The sequence below is a fragment of the Lysinibacillus phoenicis genome (genome assembly GCF_047238325.1).
Taxonomy (GTDB): domain Bacteria; phylum Bacillota; class Bacilli; order Bacillales_A; family Planococcaceae; genus Lysinibacillus; species Lysinibacillus irui.
This window is the reverse complement of the sequence record NZ_JBDFMP010000002.1, coordinates 3,039,770-3,065,241: the sequence shown is the minus strand read 5'-3', so window position 1 is coordinate 3,065,241 and position 25,472 is coordinate 3,039,770. Positions and strand designations below refer to the sequence as shown.

The 25,472-nt window shown below is 35.8% G+C and carries 26 protein-coding genes; 2 read left to right on the top strand and 24 right to left on the bottom strand.

Features of this window, described 5'->3' with window-relative positions:
* Positions 1 to 218 precede the first annotated feature (218 nt).
* Both ABC382_RS16730 and ABC382_RS16725 read right to left on the bottom strand, forming a co-directional pair.
* Positions 219 to 1,058, bottom strand: coding sequence for a hypothetical protein (locus ABC382_RS16730; RefSeq protein WP_322610545.1), 840 nt, complete (start codon positions 1,056 to 1,058; stop codon positions 219 to 221).
* Entirely contained in the window at positions 1,048 to 1,572 is a 525-nt protein-coding gene (locus tag ABC382_RS16725) for a sigma-70 family RNA polymerase sigma factor (RefSeq protein ID WP_322610544.1), read from the bottom strand. The genes ABC382_RS16730 and ABC382_RS16725 overlap by 11 nt, the downstream gene beginning before the upstream one ends.
* A 139-nt stretch (positions 1,573 to 1,711) precedes the next feature.
* Between ABC382_RS16725 and ABC382_RS16720 the strand changes: the two genes are divergently transcribed.
* Positions 1,712 to 2,494 carry an ABC transporter ATP-binding protein gene (locus ABC382_RS16720; RefSeq protein ID WP_322610543.1) on the top strand — a complete coding sequence of 261 codons (783 nt, stop codon included), beginning with the start codon at positions 1,712 to 1,714 and terminating at the stop codon, positions 2,492 to 2,494.
* Positions 2,491 to 4,113, top strand: a complete 1,623-nt coding sequence (locus tag ABC382_RS16715) for a hypothetical protein (RefSeq protein ID WP_412926977.1) — start codon at positions 2,491 to 2,493, stop codon at positions 4,111 to 4,113. The genes ABC382_RS16720 and ABC382_RS16715 overlap by 4 nt, the downstream gene beginning before the upstream one ends.
* 58 nt (positions 4,114 to 4,171) lie before the next feature.
* On the opposite strand, the gene ABC382_RS16710 is transcribed toward ABC382_RS16715, so the two are convergent.
* The 22 genes from ABC382_RS16710 to ABC382_RS16605 all read right to left on the bottom strand — a co-directional run bounded on the left by ABC382_RS16710 (position 4,172) and on the right by ABC382_RS16605 (position 24,939).
* The gene (locus ABC382_RS16710; RefSeq protein ID WP_322610541.1) at positions 4,172 to 4,714 is read right to left on the bottom strand and encodes an AAA family ATPase; all 543 of its coding nucleotides are present in this window, start codon (positions 4,712 to 4,714) and stop codon (positions 4,172 to 4,174) included.
* Positions 4,715 to 4,755: 41 nt separating this feature from the next.
* Positions 4,756 to 5,370, bottom strand: a complete 615-nt coding sequence (locus tag ABC382_RS16705; protein ID WP_274794893.1) for an ABC-2 transporter permease — start codon at positions 5,368 to 5,370, stop codon at positions 4,756 to 4,758.
* Position 5,371: 1 nt separating this feature from the next.
* Complete coding sequence (locus ABC382_RS16700) at positions 5,372 to 6,229, bottom strand: ABC transporter ATP-binding protein (RefSeq protein WP_322610540.1); 858 nt, start codon at positions 6,227 to 6,229, stop codon at positions 5,372 to 5,374.
* A complete protein-coding gene (locus tag ABC382_RS16695; protein WP_322610539.1) occupies positions 6,229 to 6,606 on the bottom strand; it encodes a GntR family transcriptional regulator in 378 nt (125 codons plus the stop codon). The genes ABC382_RS16700 and ABC382_RS16695 overlap by 1 nt, the downstream gene beginning before the upstream one ends.
* 305 nt (positions 6,607 to 6,911) lie before the next feature.
* Positions 6,912 to 7,187 carry a transporter suffix domain-containing protein gene (locus tag ABC382_RS16690; protein WP_274794896.1) on the bottom strand — a complete coding sequence of 92 codons (276 nt, stop codon included), beginning with the start codon at positions 7,185 to 7,187 and terminating at the stop codon, positions 6,912 to 6,914.
* A 38-nt stretch (positions 7,188 to 7,225) separates the two neighbouring features.
* Positions 7,226 to 7,927, bottom strand: a complete 702-nt coding sequence (locus ABC382_RS16685) for a YwqG family protein (RefSeq protein WP_312506575.1) — start codon at positions 7,925 to 7,927, stop codon at positions 7,226 to 7,228.
* A gap of 156 nt (positions 7,928 to 8,083) precedes the next feature.
* Positions 8,084 to 9,727, bottom strand: coding sequence for a DUF4179 domain-containing protein (locus ABC382_RS16680; protein WP_322610538.1), 1,644 nt, complete (start codon positions 9,725 to 9,727; stop codon positions 8,084 to 8,086).
* On the bottom strand, positions 9,714 to 10,247 hold the full coding sequence (locus ABC382_RS16675) for an RNA polymerase sigma factor (RefSeq protein ID WP_274794899.1): 534 nt from the start codon (positions 10,245 to 10,247) through the stop codon (positions 9,714 to 9,716). Before ABC382_RS16675 ends, ABC382_RS16680 begins: the two co-directional genes overlap by 14 nt.
* A 242-nt stretch (positions 10,248 to 10,489) precedes the next feature.
* A complete protein-coding gene (tlp, locus tag ABC382_RS16670; protein WP_274794900.1) occupies positions 10,490 to 10,726 on the bottom strand; it encodes a small acid-soluble spore protein Tlp in 237 nt (78 codons plus the stop codon).
* Between the two features lie 128 nt (positions 10,727 to 10,854).
* Positions 10,855 to 12,066 carry an MFS transporter gene (locus tag ABC382_RS16665; RefSeq protein WP_274794901.1) on the bottom strand — a complete coding sequence of 404 codons (1,212 nt, stop codon included), beginning with the start codon at positions 12,064 to 12,066 and terminating at the stop codon, positions 10,855 to 10,857.
* Positions 12,067 to 12,209: 143 nt separating this feature from the next.
* On the bottom strand, positions 12,210 to 13,208 hold the full coding sequence (locus ABC382_RS16660; protein ID WP_274794902.1) for a LacI family DNA-binding transcriptional regulator: 999 nt from the start codon (positions 13,206 to 13,208) through the stop codon (positions 12,210 to 12,212).
* A gap of 75 nt (positions 13,209 to 13,283) precedes the next feature.
* Positions 13,284 to 14,282 carry an ureidoglycolate dehydrogenase gene (allD, locus tag ABC382_RS16655; protein ID WP_274794903.1) on the bottom strand — a complete coding sequence of 333 codons (999 nt, stop codon included), beginning with the start codon at positions 14,280 to 14,282 and terminating at the stop codon, positions 13,284 to 13,286.
* A 15-nt stretch (positions 14,283 to 14,297) separates the two neighbouring features.
* Positions 14,298 to 15,305 (bottom strand): zinc-binding alcohol dehydrogenase family protein, encoded by a 1,008-nt coding sequence (locus ABC382_RS16650; RefSeq protein ID WP_312506577.1) that lies wholly within the window; start codon positions 15,303 to 15,305, stop codon positions 14,298 to 14,300.
* Positions 15,293 to 16,558 (bottom strand): mannitol dehydrogenase family protein, encoded by a 1,266-nt coding sequence (locus ABC382_RS16645; RefSeq protein WP_412926976.1) that lies wholly within the window; start codon positions 16,556 to 16,558, stop codon positions 15,293 to 15,295. Before ABC382_RS16645 ends, ABC382_RS16650 begins: the two co-directional genes overlap by 13 nt.
* Positions 16,559 to 16,571: 13 nt before the next feature.
* A complete protein-coding gene (locus ABC382_RS16640; protein ID WP_274794907.1) occupies positions 16,572 to 18,071 on the bottom strand; it encodes a UxaA family hydrolase in 1,500 nt (499 codons plus the stop codon).
* Positions 18,072 to 18,092: 21 nt separating this feature from the next.
* The gene (locus tag ABC382_RS16635) at positions 18,093 to 19,358 is read right to left on the bottom strand and encodes an MFS transporter (RefSeq protein WP_322610537.1); all 1,266 of its coding nucleotides are present in this window, start codon (positions 19,356 to 19,358) and stop codon (positions 18,093 to 18,095) included.
* Positions 19,359 to 19,394: 36 nt separating this feature from the next.
* Positions 19,395 to 20,228, bottom strand: coding sequence for an SDR family oxidoreductase (locus ABC382_RS16630; RefSeq protein ID WP_322610536.1), 834 nt, complete (start codon positions 20,226 to 20,228; stop codon positions 19,395 to 19,397).
* Positions 20,212 to 21,243 (bottom strand): zinc-binding alcohol dehydrogenase family protein, encoded by a 1,032-nt coding sequence (locus ABC382_RS16625; protein ID WP_322610535.1) that lies wholly within the window; start codon positions 21,241 to 21,243, stop codon positions 20,212 to 20,214. Before ABC382_RS16625 ends, ABC382_RS16630 begins: the two co-directional genes overlap by 17 nt.
* Before the next feature lie 9 nt (positions 21,244 to 21,252).
* On the bottom strand, positions 21,253 to 22,317 hold the full coding sequence (gene uxuA, locus ABC382_RS16620; protein ID WP_274794911.1) for a mannonate dehydratase: 1,065 nt from the start codon (positions 22,315 to 22,317) through the stop codon (positions 21,253 to 21,255).
* Positions 22,318 to 22,329: 12 nt separating this feature from the next.
* Positions 22,330 to 22,950 (bottom strand): bifunctional 2-keto-4-hydroxyglutarate aldolase/2-keto-3-deoxy-6-phosphogluconate aldolase, encoded by a 621-nt coding sequence (locus ABC382_RS16615; protein WP_274794912.1) that lies wholly within the window; start codon positions 22,948 to 22,950, stop codon positions 22,330 to 22,332.
* A 12-nt stretch (positions 22,951 to 22,962) separates the two neighbouring features.
* Entirely contained in the window at positions 22,963 to 23,916 is a 954-nt protein-coding gene (locus ABC382_RS16610; RefSeq protein ID WP_312506580.1) for a sugar kinase, read from the bottom strand.
* A 330-nt stretch (positions 23,917 to 24,246) separates the two neighbouring features.
* The gene (locus ABC382_RS16605) at positions 24,247 to 24,939 is read right to left on the bottom strand and encodes a stalk domain-containing protein (RefSeq protein WP_274794914.1); all 693 of its coding nucleotides are present in this window, start codon (positions 24,937 to 24,939) and stop codon (positions 24,247 to 24,249) included.
* Between the last annotated feature and the right edge of the window lie 533 nt (positions 24,940 to 25,472).

The following is a 25,472-nucleotide window of genomic DNA, read 5'->3' as shown; positions in this document are numbered from 1 at the left end:
TAGCTTATAAATCATATCTTCATAACTGTGGGCTTCTTTATAGGCCCGCTCAACTATCTGCCCCCTCTTAAAACCCAATCAAAATTGAAAACCTTTATTTTTCTTTTTTAAAACGTCCAGACAAATGGTGATGAGCAATTTTATAAAGCCAAGAGAAAAAGAGACCGTATAAGAAAATTGATGAATTAAATTCGGAGAAATTAATTTAGTGGTCACGATTAAAAGATTTTGCCATTTTCATCACAGTAAAATTCAATGGTAAACCTCTTCTCGTATTGTATTGTATTTAGCTCAAATATCCCCTCTATTTGAATACTAAATGTTCGCCCATCGTCAATTAACGCTGTTTTATAGGAGATTTGCTTCCACGTTCCTGATTGCGTTTTTATTAGGCTTGTAGAAACATTTTCAACAGAAGAAAACAGTTGGCGTTTGTGGGATGCATCATATTGCGTTTCAAAATCCCCTGTTACTTCAACAGTTCTTAAAATATCAGGGAAGTACATATAGGTTTTTTTAGTAGTACTACCATCGTCATTGGTAATTACAGGTTCTGGTGTAATCAGGTAGTTATTAATTCTTTCGCGTTCTGTGGCTAAATGTTGTTTTACCCAAGATTGAACATTCTTTTCAAATTCTTCAGGTGAAATCCAATATTCATCTTCGAAATCCTCCATTGGTCCAACAGCAATGTTTAAACCTGATTTCAGCGCCATAGCCTCCTCTATAATTTTTACATATTGCGCATAGTACTGTTTTTTTATTTCTTCTGTTAGAGGTGGAAGTGGCTTTATAGCAGTACTTTCTACTAATTGAGACTCATCACGCGTATCTGTAGTAGCTAAGGGAGAATCTATTGTAGTTTTCTCTACTGTTTGAAGAGTAGGTAAGAGACTAATTCCAATTAGGACAACTGCAAAAATAGAAACCACCAAAGGTTTCCACTGATATTTATAATTAGGAGATTGGTTTATTTTAGCCAAAATATCTGCTCTATCTTTCTTTGTAAATTTAATAGACGTAGGTATTGATTTCTCCAGTTCATTTTTAATACTCATATTCTAAATTACCCTCCTCTATCGTTATTTTTGCTAATTTCCGCCCTCTAGCTAACCTGGTCTTAACTGTGTTGGGAGAGCATTTTAACACTTCAGCCATTTCTGCTATTGATAATTCAACATAATAGTGGAGCCAAATTACTTCTCGATATTTGATGGGTAAAGAATTCACTATTTGCCCTATAGACTGATTTTGCTCTTGGCGTAAAACATCCATTTCAATAGAGTCTCTCTTTAACCAATTTTTCACTCTTTCTGTCACTTCAAATTTTTTATAATGCCAGCTTTTTAAGTAATTTTGACATTCATTCACTGCTATTCGATATAAATATGTTTTAATAGTAGAACGTCCTTCAAAGACATCAAGGCTTTTATAAAATTTAATAAAAACTTCTTGTAAAAGATCCTCCGTCTTCTGAATTTCTTTTACATATGTATAAATTAATCTTTTTAAATAATCCCCATGTTGATCCATTACTTCATAAAGCAATTTTTCTTTGTCATCAGTTGTCATAATAAACCCTCCCTTCTTATAAAGTTAGACAAAGCTGGAAATGAACTGGTTTCATTTTACCAAAAGGAATTTTTCTACTTATAAGTATGCTATAGTGTAGTTATGGTAAAATTTCTAGAAATTAGAAAGGAGCTAGGAAATGGAGGAAATTTTAACGATTACGAATTTAACGAAGAGTTATGGGAACAAGGAAATCTTAAAGGGGATTGACCTTCATGTATCTAGAGGAGAAATTATTGGCTATATTGGCCCAAATGGCGCTGGGAAAAGTACAACTGTAAAATTAATTTTAGGGCTTGAGGGCGATTATGGCGGAGAAATCAAGCTTTTTGGAAAAACCATAGAGCAGGATCAAATTGATTATAAGCGGAAAATCGGGTATGTTCCTGAAATTGCGGATGTTTATGATAACTTAACAGGCTATGAATATCTAACCTTTATTGGGCAGCTGTATGGACTAGAGCTCGGGGAGGCAGCTGACAAATCAAAATTGCTAATGGAACTGTTTGGTGTGGGTGAAGCGTATCATTCTAGAATTTCTTCTTATTCAAAGGGTATGCGACAAAAACTACTAATCATTGCAAGCGTCATACATAATCCAGACCTACTATTTTTAGATGAACCGATTAACGGCTTAGACGCAAACAGTGTCATGATATTTAAAGAAATCTTAACTCAGCTAGCGACCCAGGGAAAAACCATATTCTACTCATCTCATATTATGGATGTCGTTGAAAAAATCAGTAGTCGTATCATCCTGCTGTATGATGGGAAAATTGCTGCGGACGGAACATTTGCCCAATTACAAGCTGATAACATGGAAGGAACGCTGGAAAGAATTTTTAACCAGTTAACTGGATTCCATGAACATCAGGAGATTGGAGAAAAGTTTGTCTCCATCGTACAAGGAGTGCCATTATGACGGATTTTAAAACACTTCAATTGCTTGATATATTTCGATGGCTTTTTGTAAAAATGGGCATTGATTATGACATGATGAGAAAAATTCTACAACTTAAACTAACGATGGATGAGCGTAAAGTACCCACACTATTTCAACAGAATAAAAAGAAAGACGATCAAAAATTTGGATATATTAAGTCTCTATGGATTTATGTCTTATTCGGACTTATACTCATCCCACTTATGGGATTTGGTCAAAACTTTCTTTTTCAAATGAGTATTGCCTTTGCAATGATTATATTTTTAATTATGACTTCTTTAATTTCTGACTTTTCTTCTGTGCTCTTAGATGTGCGAGATAAAAGTATACTTTCGACGAAGCCGATTTCTGCTAGAACTATTAATGCCGCAAAATTTATGCATATTTTTATTTATTTATCCTATTTAACAATGGCCTTAACAGCTATCCCCCTTGTTATCAGCCTCTTTACGCAAGGAATTGTATTTTTTATTTTAACAGGTTTTGAAATCATACTCATTAATTTATTTATCGTGGCGTTAACTGCCATTTTATATATCGTTATCTTACGTTTCTTTGATGGCGAAAAGTTGAAGGATATGATTAACTATGTACAAATTGCACTATCTCTGATGCTCATTATTGGTTATCAAGTGCTGATTCGATCATTTGAATTTGTTAACTTAGATATGGTCGTTTCGTTTCATTGGTGGAGCCTCTTCCTCATCCCGATGTGGTTCGCCGCTCCGTATGAATTAATACTTCATGGTGACACATCCTTATTAACAGTAATCTACAGTATCTTAGCAGTGATTATTCCTATCATCTCTATTTGGTTATATATCAAACTCATCCCAACGTTTGAACGCAATCTTCAAAAACTACTAAGTACAAGTAAATCTAAAAAAGAGAAGAACAATAGACTCAAATCATTGTTATTATCTCTTATTTGTAGAACACATGAAGAACGAGCCTTCTATCGTTTTTCCACTCTGATGATGAGGCAAGAGCGAGAGTTTAAGCTCAAAGTCTATCCTTCTTTAGGTTTTTCATTTATTATCCCATTTATTTTTATCTTTACCTTTAGCAGATCTGAGGAGATTGACTACTCGAGCAGTATGGGCTACTTAACGATTTATTTTAGTATGCTAATTATTCCTTCTGCAGTGCTTTTCCTTGGTCATTCTGCTAAATATAAGGCCGCTTGGATCTATAAAACACTTCCGATTAAAGATTATATAGGTTTACAAAAAGGTAGCTTAAAGGCCTTTTTAATTAAATTGTATATACCTATATATATCGTACTAAGTATTGTATTTTGCTATATTTACGGCGTTCGAATTATCCCAGATTTGTTAGTGGTTTTAGTAACAAGCTGGCTATATACGGTCTTCTGTTTTGTTATGATGAGCAACAAAATACCCTTTACCAGACCCTATGATGAAATTGGAGATGCTCAAGGCTGGAAAACAATGTTGTTGTTTATCCCTTTAGCTATGCTGGCAGGTTTACACTTTTTAATCGCTAGTCAGGTTACTTTCGGATCCACTGTTTATTTCATTATGCTTTTCTTTATCAATATGGTGATATGGAAAGTTGCTTTTAAATCTTCTTTGTAATTAAAAAACGGCTGGATTCCCTTTATTCAATGGGATTAGCCGTTTTTTCTTCTTAAAACTATCCGTTTAGCAAGTTTTTTAGTTCACTTAAAACAGAATCTACTTGAATTTCGTTTGTTACATAAAATTCTTTGTATGCATGTTCTACACTTTTCTTTAGCTGATAATCTTTTTGTGAGTTAAGAACATCCTTAAAAGTTTGAACGGTTCGCAAAATAGAGGTATCACGCCTCGCTTCATTCATTCTAGATTCCAGTATTTCTATAGGTAAATCAAATTTGACAATGATGATGTGAAATCCGCTATTATTAAACCTTTGTATAAGACGGTTTCTATTAAATTCGTTTAAATTAGAATTACATAACACAATATGAAACTTCGTATGATCTACCGCATATTGTACGAGTGTTTCTGTTAATTTATATTTAATCGTATTTTCCCCATTATTCGGGATTAGCTTAGAATAAGAATCATATAAAAATTGTGCTTGTTGATCTTGATCTATCACAATACAATTTTGGCACATCTGCTCTAAACTTCGTGCAAATGTAGATTTACCACTGTGTGTCTTACCAATAGTCAGCACACAAAATCTAGTCATGGTAACACCCCATTCACTTTTTTAGTACCTCATTGAAAGTTTTAAAAAGCTTTCCGCTCATAAATACGTATCGATAGCAACCATGAGCTAATAAATAAAAGAACAGTAATGATTGTGGCAAAAAGGTATAGTTGTAGTTCCTGTACAGTCATAAAATTTTGCACTAGGGTTCTTAACCTATCATTAAAGTTAGGAACAAAATAATTTATTACGACCATATACATTCCAACTAAAGCAATACAAATAATAGTTAGATACTTGGTTTTGAATTTATAGGATATCGGTAAAATAAATGATATGGCAATCATAACGAGACCCATATTAAGTAATATTTCTTTCCACAATATTAATACCACTGTTCCATTTAAAAGATAATTGGCTAAATACGTATAGCATATGAATAATCCTGTAAAAATTAACGCTCCAATATATTTTGAACTAACAATTTCTTTTCGTGTATAGGGTAATGAATTAAGTAAGATGTTGGCATTATCTTTTTCATCACTAGAGAAAGCATTTAAAATAAAAACAACACTATAAACAAATACTATAAATACCGGAGAAACATTAACCAGTAAATAAAGTAGAATAGTAGCTATGTAGATGATGAGCGTGTTTTTTTGGATTAAGATATCCTTTAGAATAAGATTCAGCATATTACCACCCCTTCTTTGTATAATACATAATATCTTCAAGCGTGGGTTTTTCTACAACAACGGTATCACCAAATATAGTTTTAATACGATGTTTCTCATTCGCTAACGCTTCAAATCCGCTGTTTGTTTTGCGAATGGACACGAACTCCTGCTCCGTTTCACGATCTAATAGATCAAGTGTCCCTTTGACGACGGCATAATCCTCTTCAATCTTATAAAACTCCTTCGTAAATATATGCTCACCTTGGTGAATAAAGGTTATATAGTCTGCAATGCGATCTAAATCTGTTGTAATATGTGTTGAGAAAAATATAGTTTTTTCTTCATCTTGCATTAATTCATGTAAAATATTTAGAAGCTCTCTGCGAAAAATAGGGTCAAGACCTGACGTTGGCTCATCCATAATAATTAATTCCGCATGGTGAGCTAAGGCAATCGCTAATGATGCCTTCATCTTCATCCCCTTTGAGAAGGTTTTCATATTTTTGTTCAGAGGTAACTCAAACTGTTCAATATACTGCTGAAATGCCTTGTCATCCCAGTTTTTATAAGCTGGTTTAATGATTCTTTTCATATCCTTTAATGTGATATTTTCATAAAAAATATTCTCATCATAGACAAAACCGATTCGCTCTTTTATTTCTTTTTCGTGTTTCTTATAACTCTTACCGAAAATAGAAATGGTCCCACTATCCTGCTGTAATAAGTTCATAATCATTTTAATCGTTGTCGATTTTCCTGCACCATTTCCTCCTATAAACCCTGTGACAAAACCTTTCTTAACGTTAATCGAAAGATCTTTTATTTGAAAACCTTTAAAAGATTTTTGTATATGTTGTAATTCAATAACACTTTCCATCACTCATCCTCCGTATACAATAAAGTAAGCATTTCCTTTAACTCAACTAAGCTAATATCCATTTCCTTCGCATTTTGAATCGCCACTAATAACTTTTCCTCAATAGCCTTCATTTTTCTTTCCTTCATGATTTCTGTATTTTGTTCAGAGATAAACGAACCTTTTCCAACAATAGAGTAAATAAAGCCGTTTTTTTCAAGCTCTTCATAAGCTCGTTTCGTTGTAATGACACTAATTTCTAAATCCTTTGCTAGCTGGCGCATGGAAGGTAATGGCTGCCCCTCTTGTAATTCACCTGTTAAGATCGATTTTTTAATCTGCGCATATATTTGTTCATAAATAGGCTCTTTTGAACTGTTTGAAATAATAATTTGCATGCAATTACCTCTTCGTGAAATATTGTATATATACTTTATATACAATATATACACATTAAAACAGATTTGCAACTATAATTTACTTTGATTTAGCAATTTTGTGTAACTATCCCCATTACGCGACCAAGACCCACAATAGGGATATAGTTACCGTGAGAGAAAAAAATAGAGCATATAGCCAAATTAATGACTATATGCTCTCAGTTTTTAAAATATAAATTTTTAACGAATTGATCCAGCCATATATGGACAGTCGCTTCAGGAGATGTAATGAAGCGATACAAAAATTCAAACAAGTGCTTTGATTATTGCTTCGATTTCGTGTCGTCTTTTTCTCGCCATTTTTTAGGGTTGAGGTAACTTTTAAATTTGTTAGCTACTTCCTTCCCAACAAGTAGAGCACCTAGCCAAAACATGATTTCAGCTACAATAATACTTCCTGGAATAAGCCCAGCCTTTACTTTTGTAGGTATGGGTGTGAATGGTGTAATGATTGGGACTAACCATAGCGAAAGAGAAAAAATAATAACGCCTATACCAAGCTTATAGGTAAAGGATTTTTTGTTTTCAGTAGAGGGCATAACATGAATCTCCTCATTTAATTTAAAATAGTTCTATTTTACAAACTATAAATATAATAATATAGCTTGGAGAAATCCTTAGCTTTTAGGGCTTCTCTTTCAATAAAGAATTGCATTGTACCTGAATCTAATATCATGGCATAGGTCTTTTTATCATTACCTTCCATATCTAATTGAAACAGCAATTCGGCATGGCTATTATGTTCATCAAAACTATTTTTATCCATGAACGCATAGCCCCCTATCTTTGTGCCACTACTATCCGTTTTATCAAAATACTTACCATACTCAGGATCCTCCATTGGTAATTCATAGTGAACTGAACGTGGATCAGTATAAGGTACTAACTCCTCCTGTAAAGTAGCTTTTAATGCATAAGGGCCACCAAAGATGATCGGTTCACATAGCTCATACTCCTCTTCTTCTTCAGAAAAAGGCTCAATATCAACGGAGGTTTCAATTTCCTCATAGTACCTACAATAATAGCCATCCTCATAAAGACCATAATCCTCATCTGCCAATACAAAAAACTGCAAAAGACCATGCTGTGGGTAATTTTCTAGCTTAGGTAGCTGTGAAAAATTAAGCTGTGCCAAAAACATATAAGGTGTTCCACTCTCATGGATGGGGAATTCATCACCCGGCTTACAATAAGGTTGACCACCTAGTTTACTGTCCGTGTATGTAACCGGCTCTTCTACTGCTTGCAAGACAATCGCTTTTTTCAAAGAATGTTCCATTTCAAATTTCCTTTCTTCCTCATACTAAGAGGTAAATCAAACTAATAATCGTGTGCAATTCTAATGTAACTTATTTAATTATACATGTGCGGTAACTCTATAAAAATAAAATCCCACTCATTTGAAGTATCCAAATAAGTGGGATTGGTAAGCCTTTTATTTCAAAGATTGTAGTGGCACACGTAGCTCTGCATCTGGGTGGTTCGTAGTATATTTCCAAACATATATATCAAGATCTTTACCTTTGAAATTCTTATACTCATCTATATTCTTATTATTATTATCACCGAGAAATCCTACTGTGAGAGGCATCCCATAATTTCGATCTTTATGGTCTAGGTAATAAGTTTGACTGACACCACCAAACGTTGGATCAGAGCTAAAGGATTCAACGTAAAGGTTATTGTCCTTCTTATAATACGTCCATGTAATTGGAAACTCCCCAATCGTAGATGTTTTAATTTGAGGTTTCTCTGATATGTCAGTCAAACGAATCGGTTTATGATCGCCATCTTCTACATCCACTCGGTGTTTGGCTACTAAGGTTATAGATTGTTTCGCCAACATCGACACATCAACCCCCGTCATTTCAAAGCGAAGTTCTACTTTATAGGGATCATTTTCTACATCCCATCTTCCTCCATCTAATAGTACTCCTCCAATATCCAGTTGATAATCCATATAAGGTTGATGAGCATATCTCTCTTCACTTGTCAGAATTAATCGAACTTGTGTTGGTGTAACTTTCATTTCATGAATTTTTGTTCCACCAGGGACATTTTCTAAAGGAATATTTACCACTTTTCTAAATGATCCTTTTTTCAGTTGCTCTTTGGTCAGATTCATCTCAATACTCCAAGTATCCTCTGCAACACCTAAAGTATGTTCATACGCCAGTTGAAAATTTGACCCTTTGGTTTTTAAGCTATCTTTAGTAAAAATTTGTTGACTCAAGTATTCATCTGTTGCTCCAGGAGTACCAAAAACAGGTGTTTCCGCTTCTTGTATAGGTTGATTCTTATCATCTAAAGCCTTGATACGTACCCACTTGTTCTTCATTTTAGCGTCTGTAAACGTAACGGCTGATTGAAGGAGTATTTTCCCCTCTGGTTGTTCAAAAGCTTGTATAGTTACATTATCAATTCCATCCTTTTGAATAGTGAAAACCTGCGTATTAGTATCATTAGGATTATAGTTAATTGACTTCTCTTCATTACCAATCGAATGAATATTTTTCATCGAGAAATTAATATTGGACTTCTGGTCATCAGCAACCCAGTCTGTCTCAAAATATCCTTGGAAGAGGCCGAGATCTTCATTCCAAAGATGTGCATAATTTCCTTTAATAAAATCTCCGTTAGAGTCTGTAAGACCAATTTGATCAAAACTAACATCCTTTCCTTTCCAAGAGGCGTCAGGTTTTAAACTATACAAAAGGAAGGTTCTGTTTTCATCAATAAACACCGTATGTACGGTTAGCATAAACCCACTCTTCGTAACAGATTGTTCAACTTTTTGGCCTAAGCCCTGTTCTAAAGCAGACTGAATTCCCTCTCTATACGAAAGTATGTTAGACCAGTCATAATTCAATGCTGCATAGACAGGGGTAGCCATTAGAGCCACAGCTAGGCCCGCTATTAAAGCAAATTTCTTCCTTCTACGAGGTCGAAGTTCGATTGGTTCTTCTAAAGTCTTTAACTCATCTTTCTGGATACTGCTCCACATTTGATCAAAATCAGGATACTGTACATTATTGGTTGTCTTCATCTTGCTTTTAAGCTTCTTCTCAATGCGTTCCAAATTGATTCTCTCCCTTCAACCAAAGGTTTTGATTTTGCTCCAGTTCTTTTCGCATGATTTTCAATGCTTTATGAAGCCTAGATTTTACTGTGCCTACTGGGATCTTTAATGTTTCTGCAATTTCTGCTAGCGATAATTCTCCGATATAGCGGAGAGTGATAACAGCCATCAGCTTTTCTGGTAGCTGCTTTAGAAGATCTTCCCACTCCTCCTCTGCTGCTTTTTCCAGTACAATGGTGTCGACAGATTTAACTGATGCCGTAGTCTGTTCGTGGAGCAATTGAATCTGACTCTGTTTTTTCAGGTGAGATTGCTTTCTTTTTAGTAGATTTAAGCATTGATTCATTGCAATACGCATAATCCAAGCTCTTATGTGTTCAACGCTTTTCCAATCCTGACGAAAGACGATGACAAAGACATCATGGCAAAGATCTTCTGCATCTTGGGTGTTCCGTAGCATGTAATAACAAGTACGGTATACATCTTTGTTGTATGAATCGAATAATTCACGTTCAGTCAATTTATGGCACTCCTTTCTGCTTGTTCTAACTTATAAACAAATGACTATTAAGAAAGGTTCATTTTTTTAGATTTTTCTATGTAATTTAATTATAAAAAGCCACCATAACATGAAGCATGTTGAAAATAAAAAAGCAGATGGCCATATAGAAATCCTGATAGGACATCTAAACCATCTGATCAATGATATCTTACCCTTATGGGAAGTCGATGTTTTATTTCTTTATTTCCAACAATACAGTACTACACTTCGCCATTTTTACGTGCTGCCATTTCATCTTTCATTTCATCTTTCAACGCTTCTATCGATTGTTTACGACGCTCATTTTTTTCTTTTACCATTTTACTTTGCATAGGATCTGCAAACTCCATACTAATTTCTGCTTCATGAAGTTTTTCTTCGGTATTTTTAATAATACCCTGAATTCGTTCAACATTATTGGATCGATCATCTGGTTTTCGTTGTCTTGAATTAGCCATGTTAACCTCCTAAAATTTTGACATAACATTATTCTGGGTTGTTTTTTTGATTATATGAGTGCTAACTTTTACTAAGAGAAATTCTCTTTAACATGACTAATACTAGCTAAAATTAGAGTGGTCCTACTTCAGACAATCTCTTCTTTCAAACCCTCATATGCTGATTTTGAATGCATAAATACATATAAAATAAGCGAGATAAAAATAGCGACCGCACCAAATACGATACAAACCATTTGTAGCGAAAACCATTCGGCTAGCAATCCTAAAGCTAAAGTAAAACCAATTTGCAGTACATTTATTACCATTGTTGAAACACTGCCAAACCGCCCCATGATAGCTGTTGGAACACTTAATTGATAAAATGTACTATAGCCTGCATTACAAAATGACATACATATCCCTAAGGCAATAAAACTAATAATTGCTAATGTAACATTCGGTGATGAGTAAAATAATGTGTAGCAGATCATTGTCAGGAGCAGACCATAAACAATATATTGTCTTGTCGAAAACTTTTTAGCATATCGTGCAGCCATTGCTCCTCCAATAATGGCACCAATTCCTGCAATACTGACAATTACACCATATAGACCATCTGAAGCTTGTAAGTTCTGTTTAATAAATGTAGCTTCTTGTGAGTCTAATGCAAAAGCAATCATTAAAGCACCTTGAAAATAGAGAAAAACTTTTGCAAAAGCGCCCTCTTTTTTTGTAAATGAATAGACAACACCATAATCCTCTTTTAGCATTTGCCAAGTAATGCGCTGTCGATGCATGTTCTGATGATCTTCTACTGCTGGAAGCTTAAAAATCGAGAAAGCACAGACAAAGAACGTCAAGGCGTTAAACCAAATCGCAACAGATACACTGGATATTGCAATAATAAACCCAGCCAATGCAGGTCCAATTAAAAACGAGCCAGAGCTAAACATTCCTAAAATTGCATTAAAGGATTGTTTATCTTCGTCTGGAATATATTTTGAAATATAATAGGTACTACTCGGTCCAAAAAAGCTACTTACTATATTAGATAAAAATAATACGCAATAAATAAGCCAAATCGAGGATGTAAACGGTAACAATAAAATCAATATGCCACGAACAATATCACTATAAATCATCAATTTTTGTTTATTGGATCGATCAATAATAGAACCTGCAAAAAAGCTCGTTATAATACGCGCAATTGGCCCCACAATAAAGATACTAGCCATAGCTGCTGGGGACTCTGTTAAGTGCCAAACTAATAAATTAAGGGCAACTAAATTCACCCAATTTCCCAAATATGAGAAACCAAAGCCAAACAGAATGAGACGATACTTCCTAATGGTGCTCATAAGTCTCCTTTCTATCATCCAAGAATGAATTATTGGTCTTTTTTTACATAAAAGTATTCCTTTAGATAATCATATCTATCTATGAATTACAGTGCAACTAAAACAAGCAACCCTAGCTAAATGCATAGCTTTGGGTTGCTTGTTTAGTTTGTTGAATCTCGCTGAATTAAAATCGGTTTAAAGCGATATAATTTTTGTTCATCAGCTAGTGGTTCTTTTTTGATTTTTGCTAGGAGCAACGAAGCCGCCTTCTGAGCCATTGGTAAAATGGGCTGCTTCAAGGTTGTAATGGAAGGTGTTAAAAAATTTGCATATGGTACATCATCAACAGCGATTACTTGTACATTATTTGGCACATGTAAGTTTCTTTTTTTAATATAAAGCATTAATTCCTGAAAAATACGATCATTTGCCGCAATAATTCCCTTTGGTGGTTGTTCCAATGTAAATAATTGATTGAATATCTCTGTCATCTCAGCTGGCTCACCATTTTTTATATAGCGTTCATCAATCAACAGATTCCTATTTCTGAGCGCTTGTCGAAATCCTTCTAAACGTTCTACACGAGGAGTAATCGGTAAGGCTAAAGAAGTAGTGATAATGGCTAATGGTTGTTTTTGGAACGTCTCTACCGCCATATCCATTGCAGAAAAATTATCAAGCAACACAGCAGGAATATCTACTCCCTCAATAAATCGGTCAATAAAAACGATTGGCATTGCTTGTTGATGAAGTCTTATATAGAGATTTTTATTTTCTCCCGTTGGAAAAACGATTAAGCCATCCACCTGTTTTTCTAGTAAGGTTTCGATATGCTTTTTCTCTTTTTTAGGGTTATCCGCCGAGTTACATACAATCATATGGAAGCCTTCTTTATCGAACTCTGCTTCCAATGCATTAATAATTTTTGTTGAAAAGTCATGGATTATATTCGCTACTATAATACCTATCGTAAAGGTGGATTTCTGTTTTAAGCTACGAGCCATTAAATTTGGACGATATTGCAAAGTTTCAATAGCTTCTTCAATTTTCTTACGGGTCTCTACACTCATATATTCATATCGCTTATTTAAAAATTGAGAGACGGTACTATTTGAAACATTTGCATATTGCGCAACATCGGCAATTGTTGTTTTTTTCACTAAAATCAATCTCCTACCTATAAATATGAAAACTCTCCTTGGTATTATGTAGCATAGCATACTTTACTAGTTAAATTAACTATTCAAATAGTTATACACTTGTTCAGGTAAATCAATGCCCTTTTCCATTGTTTCCGCACTTCGTTTCTGTTCAATTTCGCCTGGTACCAGTACTTGATCAAAATTTGGTGCCGTTGGAGCATCATGTAATTCATTAATCATTTGTGAGATATTTGCTTTGAATTGATCAATATCTCCAAAAATATTTGGATCTAATACATATAAATATTGTCCTAGATTACGCTTTTGTTCGTAATCACCATACATTTTTGAAATATGTGGACCAAAAGCTGCACTTGCTAAAATTCCGGAGAGAACATCTACTACAAGTGCCATACCATATCCTTTTGCCCCTGCAAACGGTGTTAAAGATTTTACTTGATGAGGATCTGTAGTTGGCGCCCCTTGTACGTCAACTCCCCATGTATTAGGGATTGTCTCTCCTTTTTCACGTGCATATAAAATTTTCCCGAGGGCCACATTACTTGTTGCCATATCCAAAATGATTGGTTTATCGTCTGTTGGAAAACCGTAAGCTATCGGATTCGTGCCAAAATAAGGCTCTTTTCCTCCAAAAGGGACAACTGCTGAGTCGGTTTGAGAGCACATGATAGCAATTAAATTTTCGCTCGTAGCCTGTTCAAGGAAATAGCCGAGTGCCCCACAATGGCTGCTTTCTTGAATAATCGTTGTACATGAGCCATGTTCCTTTGCTATTTTAATCGTTTCATCCATTGCTTCCTTACAAATAACATGTCCAAAACCATTATCCCCCTTAAATAGAAGGTGATTTGTGCCACGCTTTTCAACTGAAAAATTTGGGTTTTTCGTTATGCCCCCTGCCTTTAAACGTGTTATATAATGTTCCACACGCATAACGCCATGAGAACTGACACCACGTAAATCTGCATAAATCAAAACATCTGCTACTTGCGCCGCAGTTTCAGCGTCAACACCATGAGCTGTGAATTTTTGAGCAACTAATTCTTTTAATGCTGATACAGAAATATTCATTGAAAGTCCTCCCCATTATTTAAAATAAATTTGCGCTTTGTTCGTGTTATATTGTTTTGCCTCAAAGTAAGAAATCGCTTCGTCAAATGCAATATTTTTCGTAACATAGCCTTGCTTTATCGCTCCTGACTGCATATAGTTCATCACTGTCTCAAAATCTTCTAAAGTAGCATTTCTACTACTCTTTAACGTTAATTCCTTTGAATGAAATTCAGGATCATTAAATGTAATGGTCTTCTTCATTAAACCAATAAATACTAATGTGCCGCTATTTTCTACGTATTGGAATGAAGATTCCATTGATTGTTGATTACCTGTTGCATCAAAGACAACTGTAGGAAGTTCACCATTAAATTTTTCATGTAACTGCGCCATTATGTCATGGCTACCAACAATCACACCATCCGCTTCCGACCATGCCTGTCCTTCTTTTAAACGTTCTTCGTTCAAATCCATTAATACTGTTTTTGCACCGCGTAACTTAGCAAAACGTGCTGCTCCTAATCCAATTGGCCCTGCACCGATAACAAGTACCGTATCATTTTCTGTTAGTTCCGAACGACGTACTGCATGGGCACCAATAGCTAATGGTTCCACAATGGCTAATTGGTCACCTGATACAGCATTATCTGTAATGACAATACTGTCATCAACTACGATATATTCGCCCATACCACCATCCATATGTACACCTAATACTTTCAAAGATTTACAGCAGTTTGTTTGACCTCGACGACATGCAACACACTCTCCACAATGAATGTATGGAATAACTGTTGCACGATCTCCTACGTGGATGTCCTTAACTGCTTCACCGACTTCCTCCACGATAGCAGCTAGTTCATGGCCTAACACTCGTGGATAACTAAAGAATGGCTGTTCACCTGCAAAAGCATGTGTATCTGTTCCACACACGCCAATATGTGTGATTTTTAATAGAACATCATGACTTTTTTTAATAATTGGCTTGTCTACCTCACGTTCCACCATTTGAAATGGTTCATTAATGATCAATTGTCGCATGCTATTTCCTCCAATAATCTATGAATTGTGGATAATTGCTGAATAACCTTAGTTGCATCACACTGGAAATGTTGTTCAATAAATTGTTGCATTGGCTCTGTTTGACCTTGTTCAAAATGTTTATGGATTTCAGTCAGTATTTCAATAATCTGATCCGATTCACGCATGGAAAAGCGTCTTGGATTCATTGCATAGATTCCTAACGCTAAAGCTTGATAGTATATTTCTGTTTCGGCGTATGGTGCAATTCGCGTTTGCCACTTTGATAACTCATTTAATTGAATATCATATAGCTGATGCTCAATAAATGGATTTAAAAAACGTTCAAAAACATCTTGCTGATAGTGTTCATCCACTTGAAATCGTTTGGTAAAATCGTGTGTTACTTTTTCAATAAAAGCTCGAACACCTGTGTTAGAAAATGCATCTCTTACAGTTGTATATTGAAAAACTTTCCCAAATGCTGAAAGCAAAATATGACTACCATTTAAAATGGCAACTTTGCGTTTCCGATACATGTCTAAATCATCAAATACAAAAGGTAAATCATTATTTGTTGGCCAATGTTTAAACGGCTCTTTCTGATCAATTACAAAAAGGAAATAGGGTTCACAAACTGTATAAAGGGCATCTTCACCGTGATAATCTTGTGGATAACCTGTTACAATACGGTCTACTAGTGTATTACAAAAAGTTAAAGTAGCAAGCCATTCATTAAATGCTGTAGGCAGGTTCCAGTCTTTAGCATGCTGTAGGCAAATAATTTTTAGGGTAGAACCATTCTGTTCTATTAATTCCAGAGGCACAATGGCCAGTTGTTTTTCACCTTGAAAATGATTGAAATATTGTTCTAGGAAGACTGTTAACTTTGCTGCATAGCTTGTTGGACAGGCAGTTGGATAAGGGATATTTTCGTAATAAATTCCGGCCTCTGTTGTATTTGACACAATCATTTCAAGTGTTTCTGACTGCGCATATTGCAAAAATGAATGCCAGTTCACATATGGATGAATAGTATCTTGAATAACCTTAACGGTGGTTTCTTCTTCTACAACCTCACCATTTTTTAACCCTCGTTCCATCACAGTGAATTGCAACTGTTGTTCTTCTAGTTGTTTGACCGTTTTTCCTCTTGCTGTCGCTGCAACTGAAACGATACTGCAAGGAACTTGAAGTTTTTCAACCGCTAGGTCAAAAAAGCCTCTAATAAAATTCCCATCACCTATTTGCATAATTTTAATAGGATGCTTCATGTCATTTTCTCTCCTACATCGTCACGCCATCTTTAAAAATGGCGATTTCTTTGAAACCATACTTCTCATTATTCGTTTGTACTTCACCTGAAGCTAACGCTAATATATACTCCATAAATCCATCGACTACTTCATCCATAGGCTTACCATCCACTAACTGCCCTGCGTTAAAGTCAATCCAATTTTTTTTGCGTTCATAAAGTGGAGTATTTGTTGAAATTTTAACTGTAGGTGTAGGTCCTCCAAACGGTGTTCCCCTACCTGTTGAGAAAAGAACAATTTGGCAGCCTGTTGCGGCAAGTGCTGTTGTTGATACAAGATCATTTCCTGGGCCATTTAGTAGATGTAGCCCCTTTGTTGACATACGGTCGCCGTAATCAAGCACCTCTTTTATTTCTTGGAATCCACCTTTTTGAATACAGCCAAGTGACTTTTCTTCCAATGTTGTTATTCCACCCGCTTTGTTTCCTGGAGAGGGATTTTCATATACAGGTTGATTATATTTCATAAAATACTGTTTAAAATCATTTACTAAATGCACAATATCCTCGAAAACAGCGGCATCTTTTGCACGTTCCATTAAAATCTGTTCAGCACCAAACATTTCTGGAACTTCCGTTAACACCGTTGATCCACCTGCTGAGATTAATTGGTCAGAGAATAGGCCAATCATCGGATTAGCTGTAATGCCAGAGAAACCATCACTACCACCACATTTCAAACCAATTTTCAGTTCTGAAATAGGTAATGCTTGTCTTTTAAATGTCGTCACATAGTCAAAGGCCTTTTCCAGCAATTGTTGCCCCTCTTCCATTTCATCTGCTGACTCTTGAACATTTAAAAAGGCTACGCGTTGTTCGTCATAATGCCCGACTGTTTTCTTAAATAACTCAATATAATTGTTCTCACATCCTAGCCCTAATACAATGACCGCCCCTGCATTAGGGTGGTGAACCAAATTAGCTAAAATTTTTTGTGTATACGTTAAATCATCACCCAGTTGTGAGCAACCATATGGATGGGCGAAATGCTGTACACCATCAAAATTGTCAGCCTTTAATAATTGATTGCCTAACTTCGCCAAATTTTCAGCTACCTTGTTAATACAACCAACCGTATTAATAATCCAGATTTCATTCCGCACGCCAACCTGACCATCTGTTCTACGATAGCCCTTAAACGTGCGCTGTACATGACGAGGCTCTGCTATGGGATGTGTTTTGGGTTTAAATTCATAGCTTAATTCTCCTGATAAATTGGTTTTCATATTATGTGAGTGAACCCAACTACCTAATGGGATTTCTTCTGTCGCATGACCAATTGGAAAACCATATTTTGTGATATGTGTATCTTTAGAAAGAGTTGTGATGGCAATCTTATGCCCACGTTGTACTGGTTGCTGTAACGTTATTTCTATCCCATCCAATGGAAGTAAAAAGCCTTGAGGAAGATCACTCAAGGCTATGACAATATTGTCCATCGGATGGATTTTAATAACTGACTGATTGTTCATTTGAATCCATCCTTTCTATTTCTAAGCTATTTCTTTATGAACTATTGGTGTAACAAATTTAATAACTGCTAATGAAGCGATGACTGCTAAGCCACCTGCAAGTAGGAAAGCAGCTGAGAACGTTCCTGTTTTATCTACTAGGAAACCTGTTAAAGTTGGTCCAATAATCCCCGCCGTGTTTGCAAGAAAATGCATAAATCCACCAACAGATCCAACATACTTAGATTCCACCACATCATTAATAATGGCCCAGTAAATAGCCCCTGTTAAATATAAGAAGAAAACGGAAGTGGCAACAAGCGCAACAGCACTAATTGTTGTTGTTACAATACCTGCACAGCCAATAGAGACAGCAGCTAAGAATAAGCATGTAACTAGCACGACTTTACGAGAGAATAAAACACCCTTACGCATAAAGCGTTTATAAATGAAATCTGATACAATCCCACTCAATGCTAAACCTAGGAATCCTAAAATCCATGGGATAACTGTTACGATACTCATATCTTTAACAGCCATGCCACGAGCTTCCACTAAGTAGCTTGGGAACCAAGTCAAGAAAAAGAACAGAATATAGTTATAGGCAAAAAATGAGAAGGCTGTAAATAATACTGTAGGCTGTTTTAAATAATAAGACAGGCCACGACTATGATTGATATCTTCTGCTGCAATTTCTAATTGTGCCATTGATTCTACACTGTCTTCTTTGTTCGGCTTTTCTTTTACTACTTTAAACCATACAATTGCCCAAATAAATCCAAGGATCATGATCGCAATAAATGAATACTTCCAGCCATATGCTAATGCTATATAACCAACAATTGGACCAGCGATCGCACCACCGAGTGGCGTACCACTATTGGCTAGCCCTACTACAGAGGCACGTTTATCCGCTGGGAACCAGTTATTCACCATTTTATTTATGGTTGAGGATAGTGGCCCTTCCGCCATACCAAATACAATACGAACAATAATTAATGAAGCAAACCCTACTACTAATACCATTGCTCCACTGAATAAAGACCATACAATCATTGCTACAAATAGCGTTAACTTGGCACCAAATTTATCGGAAGCCATTCCACCTAAGAAATTGAAAATGGCATACCCAACAGAGAAGCTACTAAAGATAATCCCTAATTGTGTTGACGTTAGATGAATATCTTCTTGAATAAATGGTGCTGCAATTGATAATGCTGAACGGTCTAAATAGTTAATGACACCAGCTAAAAATAGCATGACAATAACAACCGTTTTGCCATCTCCAAAAATACCTTGTTGTTTCATATCATTCACCCCTAAATTTGAAATAAATCCCCTCTGTTAAACGCCGGAGTAAGCCATAAATCCACCATCAACAGGAATCGTTACGCCAGTGACAAATGCTGAGTATGTATCATCAGCTAAAAATAATAATGTTCCTAATAAATCTTGTGGTTTTCCAAAACGCTTTTGTGGTGTAGATGTAATAATTTTTTCTGAACGGGTTGTTAGTGATCCATCTTCAGTCAGCAATAAATTACGGTTTTGTTCAGTAATAAAAAATCCAGGTGCGATGGCATTAACTCGTAGACCTGCTTCTGCAAAATGCACAGCCATCCATTGCGTAAAGTTATTAATCGCTGCTTTTGCCGCGCTATATGCAGGCACTTTTGTCATAGGGGCATAGGAACTCATGGATGAAATATTAATAATCGTCCCCTTCGTTTTCAGCAATGCTTCTCCAAAAACTTGAGAAGCTATAAACGTACCTGTAAAATTATTCGAGAATACGCTTTCAAAACCGTTTGCCGTTAATTCAAAGAAATTGGGTGTAATTGATTCTTCTTTATATACTTCATCAGCCGTAATAGCATCTGGATGATTGCCACCCGCTCCGTTAATAAGAACATCAATTTGACCATAACGCTGTAAAATTGCTTGTCTCGCTGCTATTAATGATTCTTTGTTTAAAACATCCACAGTAAAATTAATAGCTTCTCCACCATTTTCTTTAATCGATTGGACGACTGCTTCTCCTTTTTGTGCTGTACGATTTAAAATGGCAACTCGCATACCTTGCCTAGCCAATTCCCTTGCCATCTCTGAGCAAAGAACACCACTACCACCTGTTACAACGGCAACTTTATTTTGTAATGCTTCATGCACCTTTCTCACCTACTTTTAAAATAACTTTACGTACTTCATTTGGGTTTTTTTCTATATATTCAAAGGCTTCTTTTGCTTCATGTAATGAGAAAGTATGTGTAATTAAACCTTGTTGCTGTAGCTTCCCAGCATCAACAAGCTTCACTACGTTTTCAAATTGGAATGTTTGTAAACGTGATCCTTTTATCGATAATTCCTTTTTCGTGATTGGTAGGGGGGCAAGCTCAATGGCTTCCTCTCCAAAGCTAAGAACTACCACTCTTCCAGCAACTGAAACAGCATCGATCGATTGCTTAAATGTTAGTGGAATACATACCGCATCAATAGATACATTGACACCTACTCCATCTGTCCATTGATTAACAGCCTCTAATAAATCTTGTTCCTTTACATTGACAACTTCATCCGCTCCAAGTTCTTTTGCGTATGAAAGCTTAGCTGGATCCAAATCAGAAATCATTACACGAGCATCCATTAATTTAGCCATCTTTAAAATACAAATGCCAATCGGTCCTGCACCTTGAATTAATAGGGTTTCACCTTTCTGTAGTTCACCACGATATACGGCTTGTGCGCCAATTGTGTAAGGTTCGATTAAGACAGCCTCTTCAAAAGGTGTGTGATCTGCTACTTTATGCAATTGCTTTTCTGCAACTACAAAACGCTCACGCATACCTCCATCTTCATGAACACCAAAAACAGAAAGCTGTTCACAGACGTTTGGTTGTCCTTTACGGCAAGCGTAGCACTCACCACAATAACGAATTGGTTCGACAACAACTTTGTCACCCACTTTTAATCCTTGTACCTCTTCGCCAACCTCTAATACACGTCCAATAACTTCATGCCCAGGTATACGAGGTAATGTCGCTAATGGATTCGAACCATGATAAATATGCATATCTGAGCCACATATTCCAACATATGCTGTTTGTACAAGCACGTCTGTTGAATTTGTTATCACTGGTTCTGCTACATCAATTAAAGCCATTTCAAAAGGTTTCATTACTTGTAGTGCTTTCATACATGTCACCTATTTCTTTAGATTTTCATAAGCATCCCAAAGACCATTTAAATACATAATGCCAAGTGCACGATCATATAAGCCGTAGCCTGGACGACATTGTTCGCCCCAAATATGACGACCATGATCTGGACGAACATAGCCTTCATAGTTTTGGTCATTTAATGTACGGACAATATTTTTAATATCGATTGAGCCATCCGATGTAAAATGCGATGTTTCAAAGAAACTACCATTTTCCTTGATTTTCACATTACGGATATGGGCAAACGGAGCACGATGTGCGTATTTTTCAGCGATTGCTACCATATCATTTTGTGGGTCTGCTCCCATTGAACCTGAGCAAAACGTAAAACCATTCGCATTTGAATCAGATATTTTAATTAATTTTTCATAGCTTTCTGATCCTGTAATAATGCGCGGTAAGCCAAAGATTGAATACGGTGGATCATCGGGATGAATCGCCATTTGAATACCTACTTCTTCTGCAACTGGTAAAATAGCTTGTAAGAAGTAAGCTAAGTTATCCCAAAGTTTAACTTCATCAACTTCTTTGTACTGCTCAAATAATTCTGAAAGTCGAGCTAATCGTTCTGGTTCCCATCCTGGAAGGGTTAAATCCGAAGAAGCACTTACTTCATTCACCAGTTCTTGTGGATCTAAATTCATTACCTTCTCCTTGTCGAAGTAGAGAGCCGTTGAGCCATCTTCTAATGGATGGAATAAGTCTGTACGTGTCCAATCAAATACTGGCATGAAATTATAGCAAATAACTTTAACACCCACTTCACCAAGGTTCCGAATAGATTGTTTATAGTTCTCAATATATTGATCACGTGTTGGCAATCCTAGTTTAATATCTTCATGGACATTGACACTTTCTACGACATCTGTATGGAATCCAAAAGACTGAATATAATCAACTTCATCTTGAATAGCTTCTTTAGACCATACTTCCCCTGCTGGTAGGTGATGGAGTGCCCAAACAATCCCCTTTACATTAGGTATTTGCTTCACATCTTCTAGTTTCACTGTATCATTGCCACGACCATACCATCTAAAAGTCATATTCATACTTGTTACCTCCTAGTTTGATAGATTTTCCATATAAGCTTTTGCTTGAGCTACAACACCTTCATAGCCATCTGTTGCAAATGCTTTATTTAAATCACTTCCAATACCAACCGCTACCGCACCAGCATCTAACCATTTATTCATATTAGTTAAACCCACACCGCCTGTAGGCATAATTGTGATATTTGGGAGAGGGCCTTTAACAGTTTTAATAAAGCTTGGTTCATATTGATTTCCCGGGAATAATTTTATAATGTCACTACCACCTTCAAGGGCTGTCACCATCTCTGTAATAGTCATACACCCAGGTAAATACGGTATGCTATAACGATTACAAAGCTTCGCAATCGCAGCATTATAGCTAGGACTAACCACAAATTTTGCACCGTTTAATATGGCGTGACGTGCAGTCTCAACATCCAATACTGTGCCAGCTCCAATTATTGCATCACAATCGCGTAATGCTTTAAAGGTTTCTTCAACAAAAGGTGTTGTATACGTTATTTCAATTGCTCGAATGCCACCTGTAATGGCACCTTTTGAAATTTCCGTCGCTTCTTCGGGTGAACGTCCCCGAATAACAGCGACAACTTTTGCATCTGACAACGCTTTCAAAATTTCAATTTTTTGCACTCCTGACAACCCCTAACGTTCAATTAATTTTTCGTCGCCGATAAATTGTCTTAACTCTTGCAATGATGGAAGACCCTCATTATCTCCTTTAATCGTTGCTACCAATGCACCTGCGCCATTGGCTAAACGGAGACGTTCTTCGATATCATCACCATTTAAATAGCTATAGACATAGGCCGCATCAAATGCATCCCCTGCTCCAACTGTGTCAATAGCACGAATAGTAAAAGCCTCTCGATCATACTGCTCAGTGGCTGTATAAACCGTTGCACCTTGCTCACCTTTTTTTACAATAATTTCATCTATTTTATAACTCTCTTGAACGTCCTTAACTGTTCGCCCTTCAAATAAAAGTTCAAATTCATCCTGTCCTGTTAGCAGAAGATTGATAGATGGGTACACTTTTTCATAAACCTCTCTGGCATCTTCTATAGACCATAGTTTTAAACGTAAATTTGGATCAAAGGATATAGGAATACTTTTTGCCTGTGCTAAGGCAATTAATTTCAATGCAACTTGAATGTTATGTTCACATACTGCTAAATACACTCCGCTAATATGTAATAAATCCACATCATCAAGTACTGACTCATCTATACGATTTTCTGTCAGCTCAAGTAAAGGTGATGGGTTACGGTAATAAAACGATTTACCTGCCCCGTCTTCCCGAATTTCTTTAAAGTAGATAGACGTTGGAATATGGGGTGTTCGTAAAACATGTGATACATCGATTCCTTCACCACGCGCAAAGTTATAAATTAACTTGCCAAATTCATCGTCTCCAATACAACTAATCCATTTTGCTCCCATATCTAAACGTGTAACACCTATTGCAAAATTTAATTCTGCACCACCAACAGCTCGCTCAAAGGAAGGAACGAAACGTAGAGGACCTGTCTTAGATGGATTAAAAACGACCATTGCATCCCCAATCGTTGCAATTCGTTTATTTCTCAATATGTTCATCCCCTTCACAAGTAAAACGTTTTAGTAAAACGTTTTACTAATATTATCATGATTTTTTTAGTGTTGCAACAATAATCCGACTATTTAGATTGTTGGAAATAAAATACTATTTACTAGGCATGCATAAAAAAAACTCGCAAAAGTTAGAAAGTAATCTAACTTTTACGAGAAAAATTCACTTTTAATAAGACGGCTTTACATCATCCACGTCTTACTCTAAATGATATTAAATACTTTTACCCGCTTATTTTGTAACTTAGCATTTAATAAATAGATACCAATACTAGGACGATGACAACATGTCATCTTCTCTGTTTATTAACGTAACGATTATTGAACAAATTTAGGATTTAATATACCTAATCCACTTCCTACAATTTCAAATTTCACTTTTGTAGCTCCCTCTAAATTAATATTTACCTTCACCTTGTCTTTTATTGAGCCACTATCGTAAATCAATTTATTATCCGCATAAATCTTCAAGGACCCTATACCTGAAGAACCAGCTACTAACTTTTTAACTGGCGCCAAATATGTTTCGAATCCTTTATAATTTCCGTTAGCTAAATATTCAACGGTATGATCTTGTACAGCTCCTCCGCCATGATAACCACCAAGCTGATAGGATTGTTCAAACTTCTCTCCTGTACTAATAACGACAGTGCTTGGATTGTGGAAGAAGTGGTCTTCCTCACTTCCAATAGGCTTTACATCTTTTAAAGAGATAAATTTTGGAACATCACCAATATAAACTGATTTAGTTTTCCCATCCCATGTCACCTTTTCTCCTAAAGACTCAGCAACAAAGCGCATTGGAACATATGTAGTGCCTTGATAGATAAATCCAGATTGACCTTCAGGGGGTACTTTTTCAACTTTATCTACATAATAACTAATCTTATCCTGAACTACTTCGATCTTTTTCGTAATGCTAGCCGCTTCAGATGTTGAGAAGTACGTAAAAGTCAAACCTCCTAATAGAAAAAACCCTAAATAACTTGTTATAATCAATAGCTTTTTCATAAAAACACTCCTTTGCATAAGTTATACATAACTATTTCTTGATTAGTTGAAAACCCACCCACATTATCTTAGAAATATAAACACCTTTTGATTAATTGGCTTACTATATTAAACGTTTTACTATTTTAAAAGGTTACATCTTTATATAAAAAATAATAAATTATGGAAATTGATCTAATAAAAAAATCATTTCACTACTAAGAAAAATAGAGGTAAATGATTTTATTTTCTACTAAGCTACGATCGGTATAGATTAATTTTGGATAGTCCCAAAACCTCTATCCACCCTAAAACTAGTTAAGGAGCCCTTTATTATATTCAATCCATTTTTCCATTTCTCTTTCAACTGCTCTATTTTGCCACTCAAACCAAATACCTGAACATTCGCTACAATGGCTGTCTACCCCAATTTTGTTATGCATATCTTTACAGGTAAATATAGTTTTTTTACGACAGCTAAAACAATAGATTTCCTTCTCTTTATAAAATTCCATAACTAGTTCCTTTCAATTTTTTTATATTTATATCCGGTT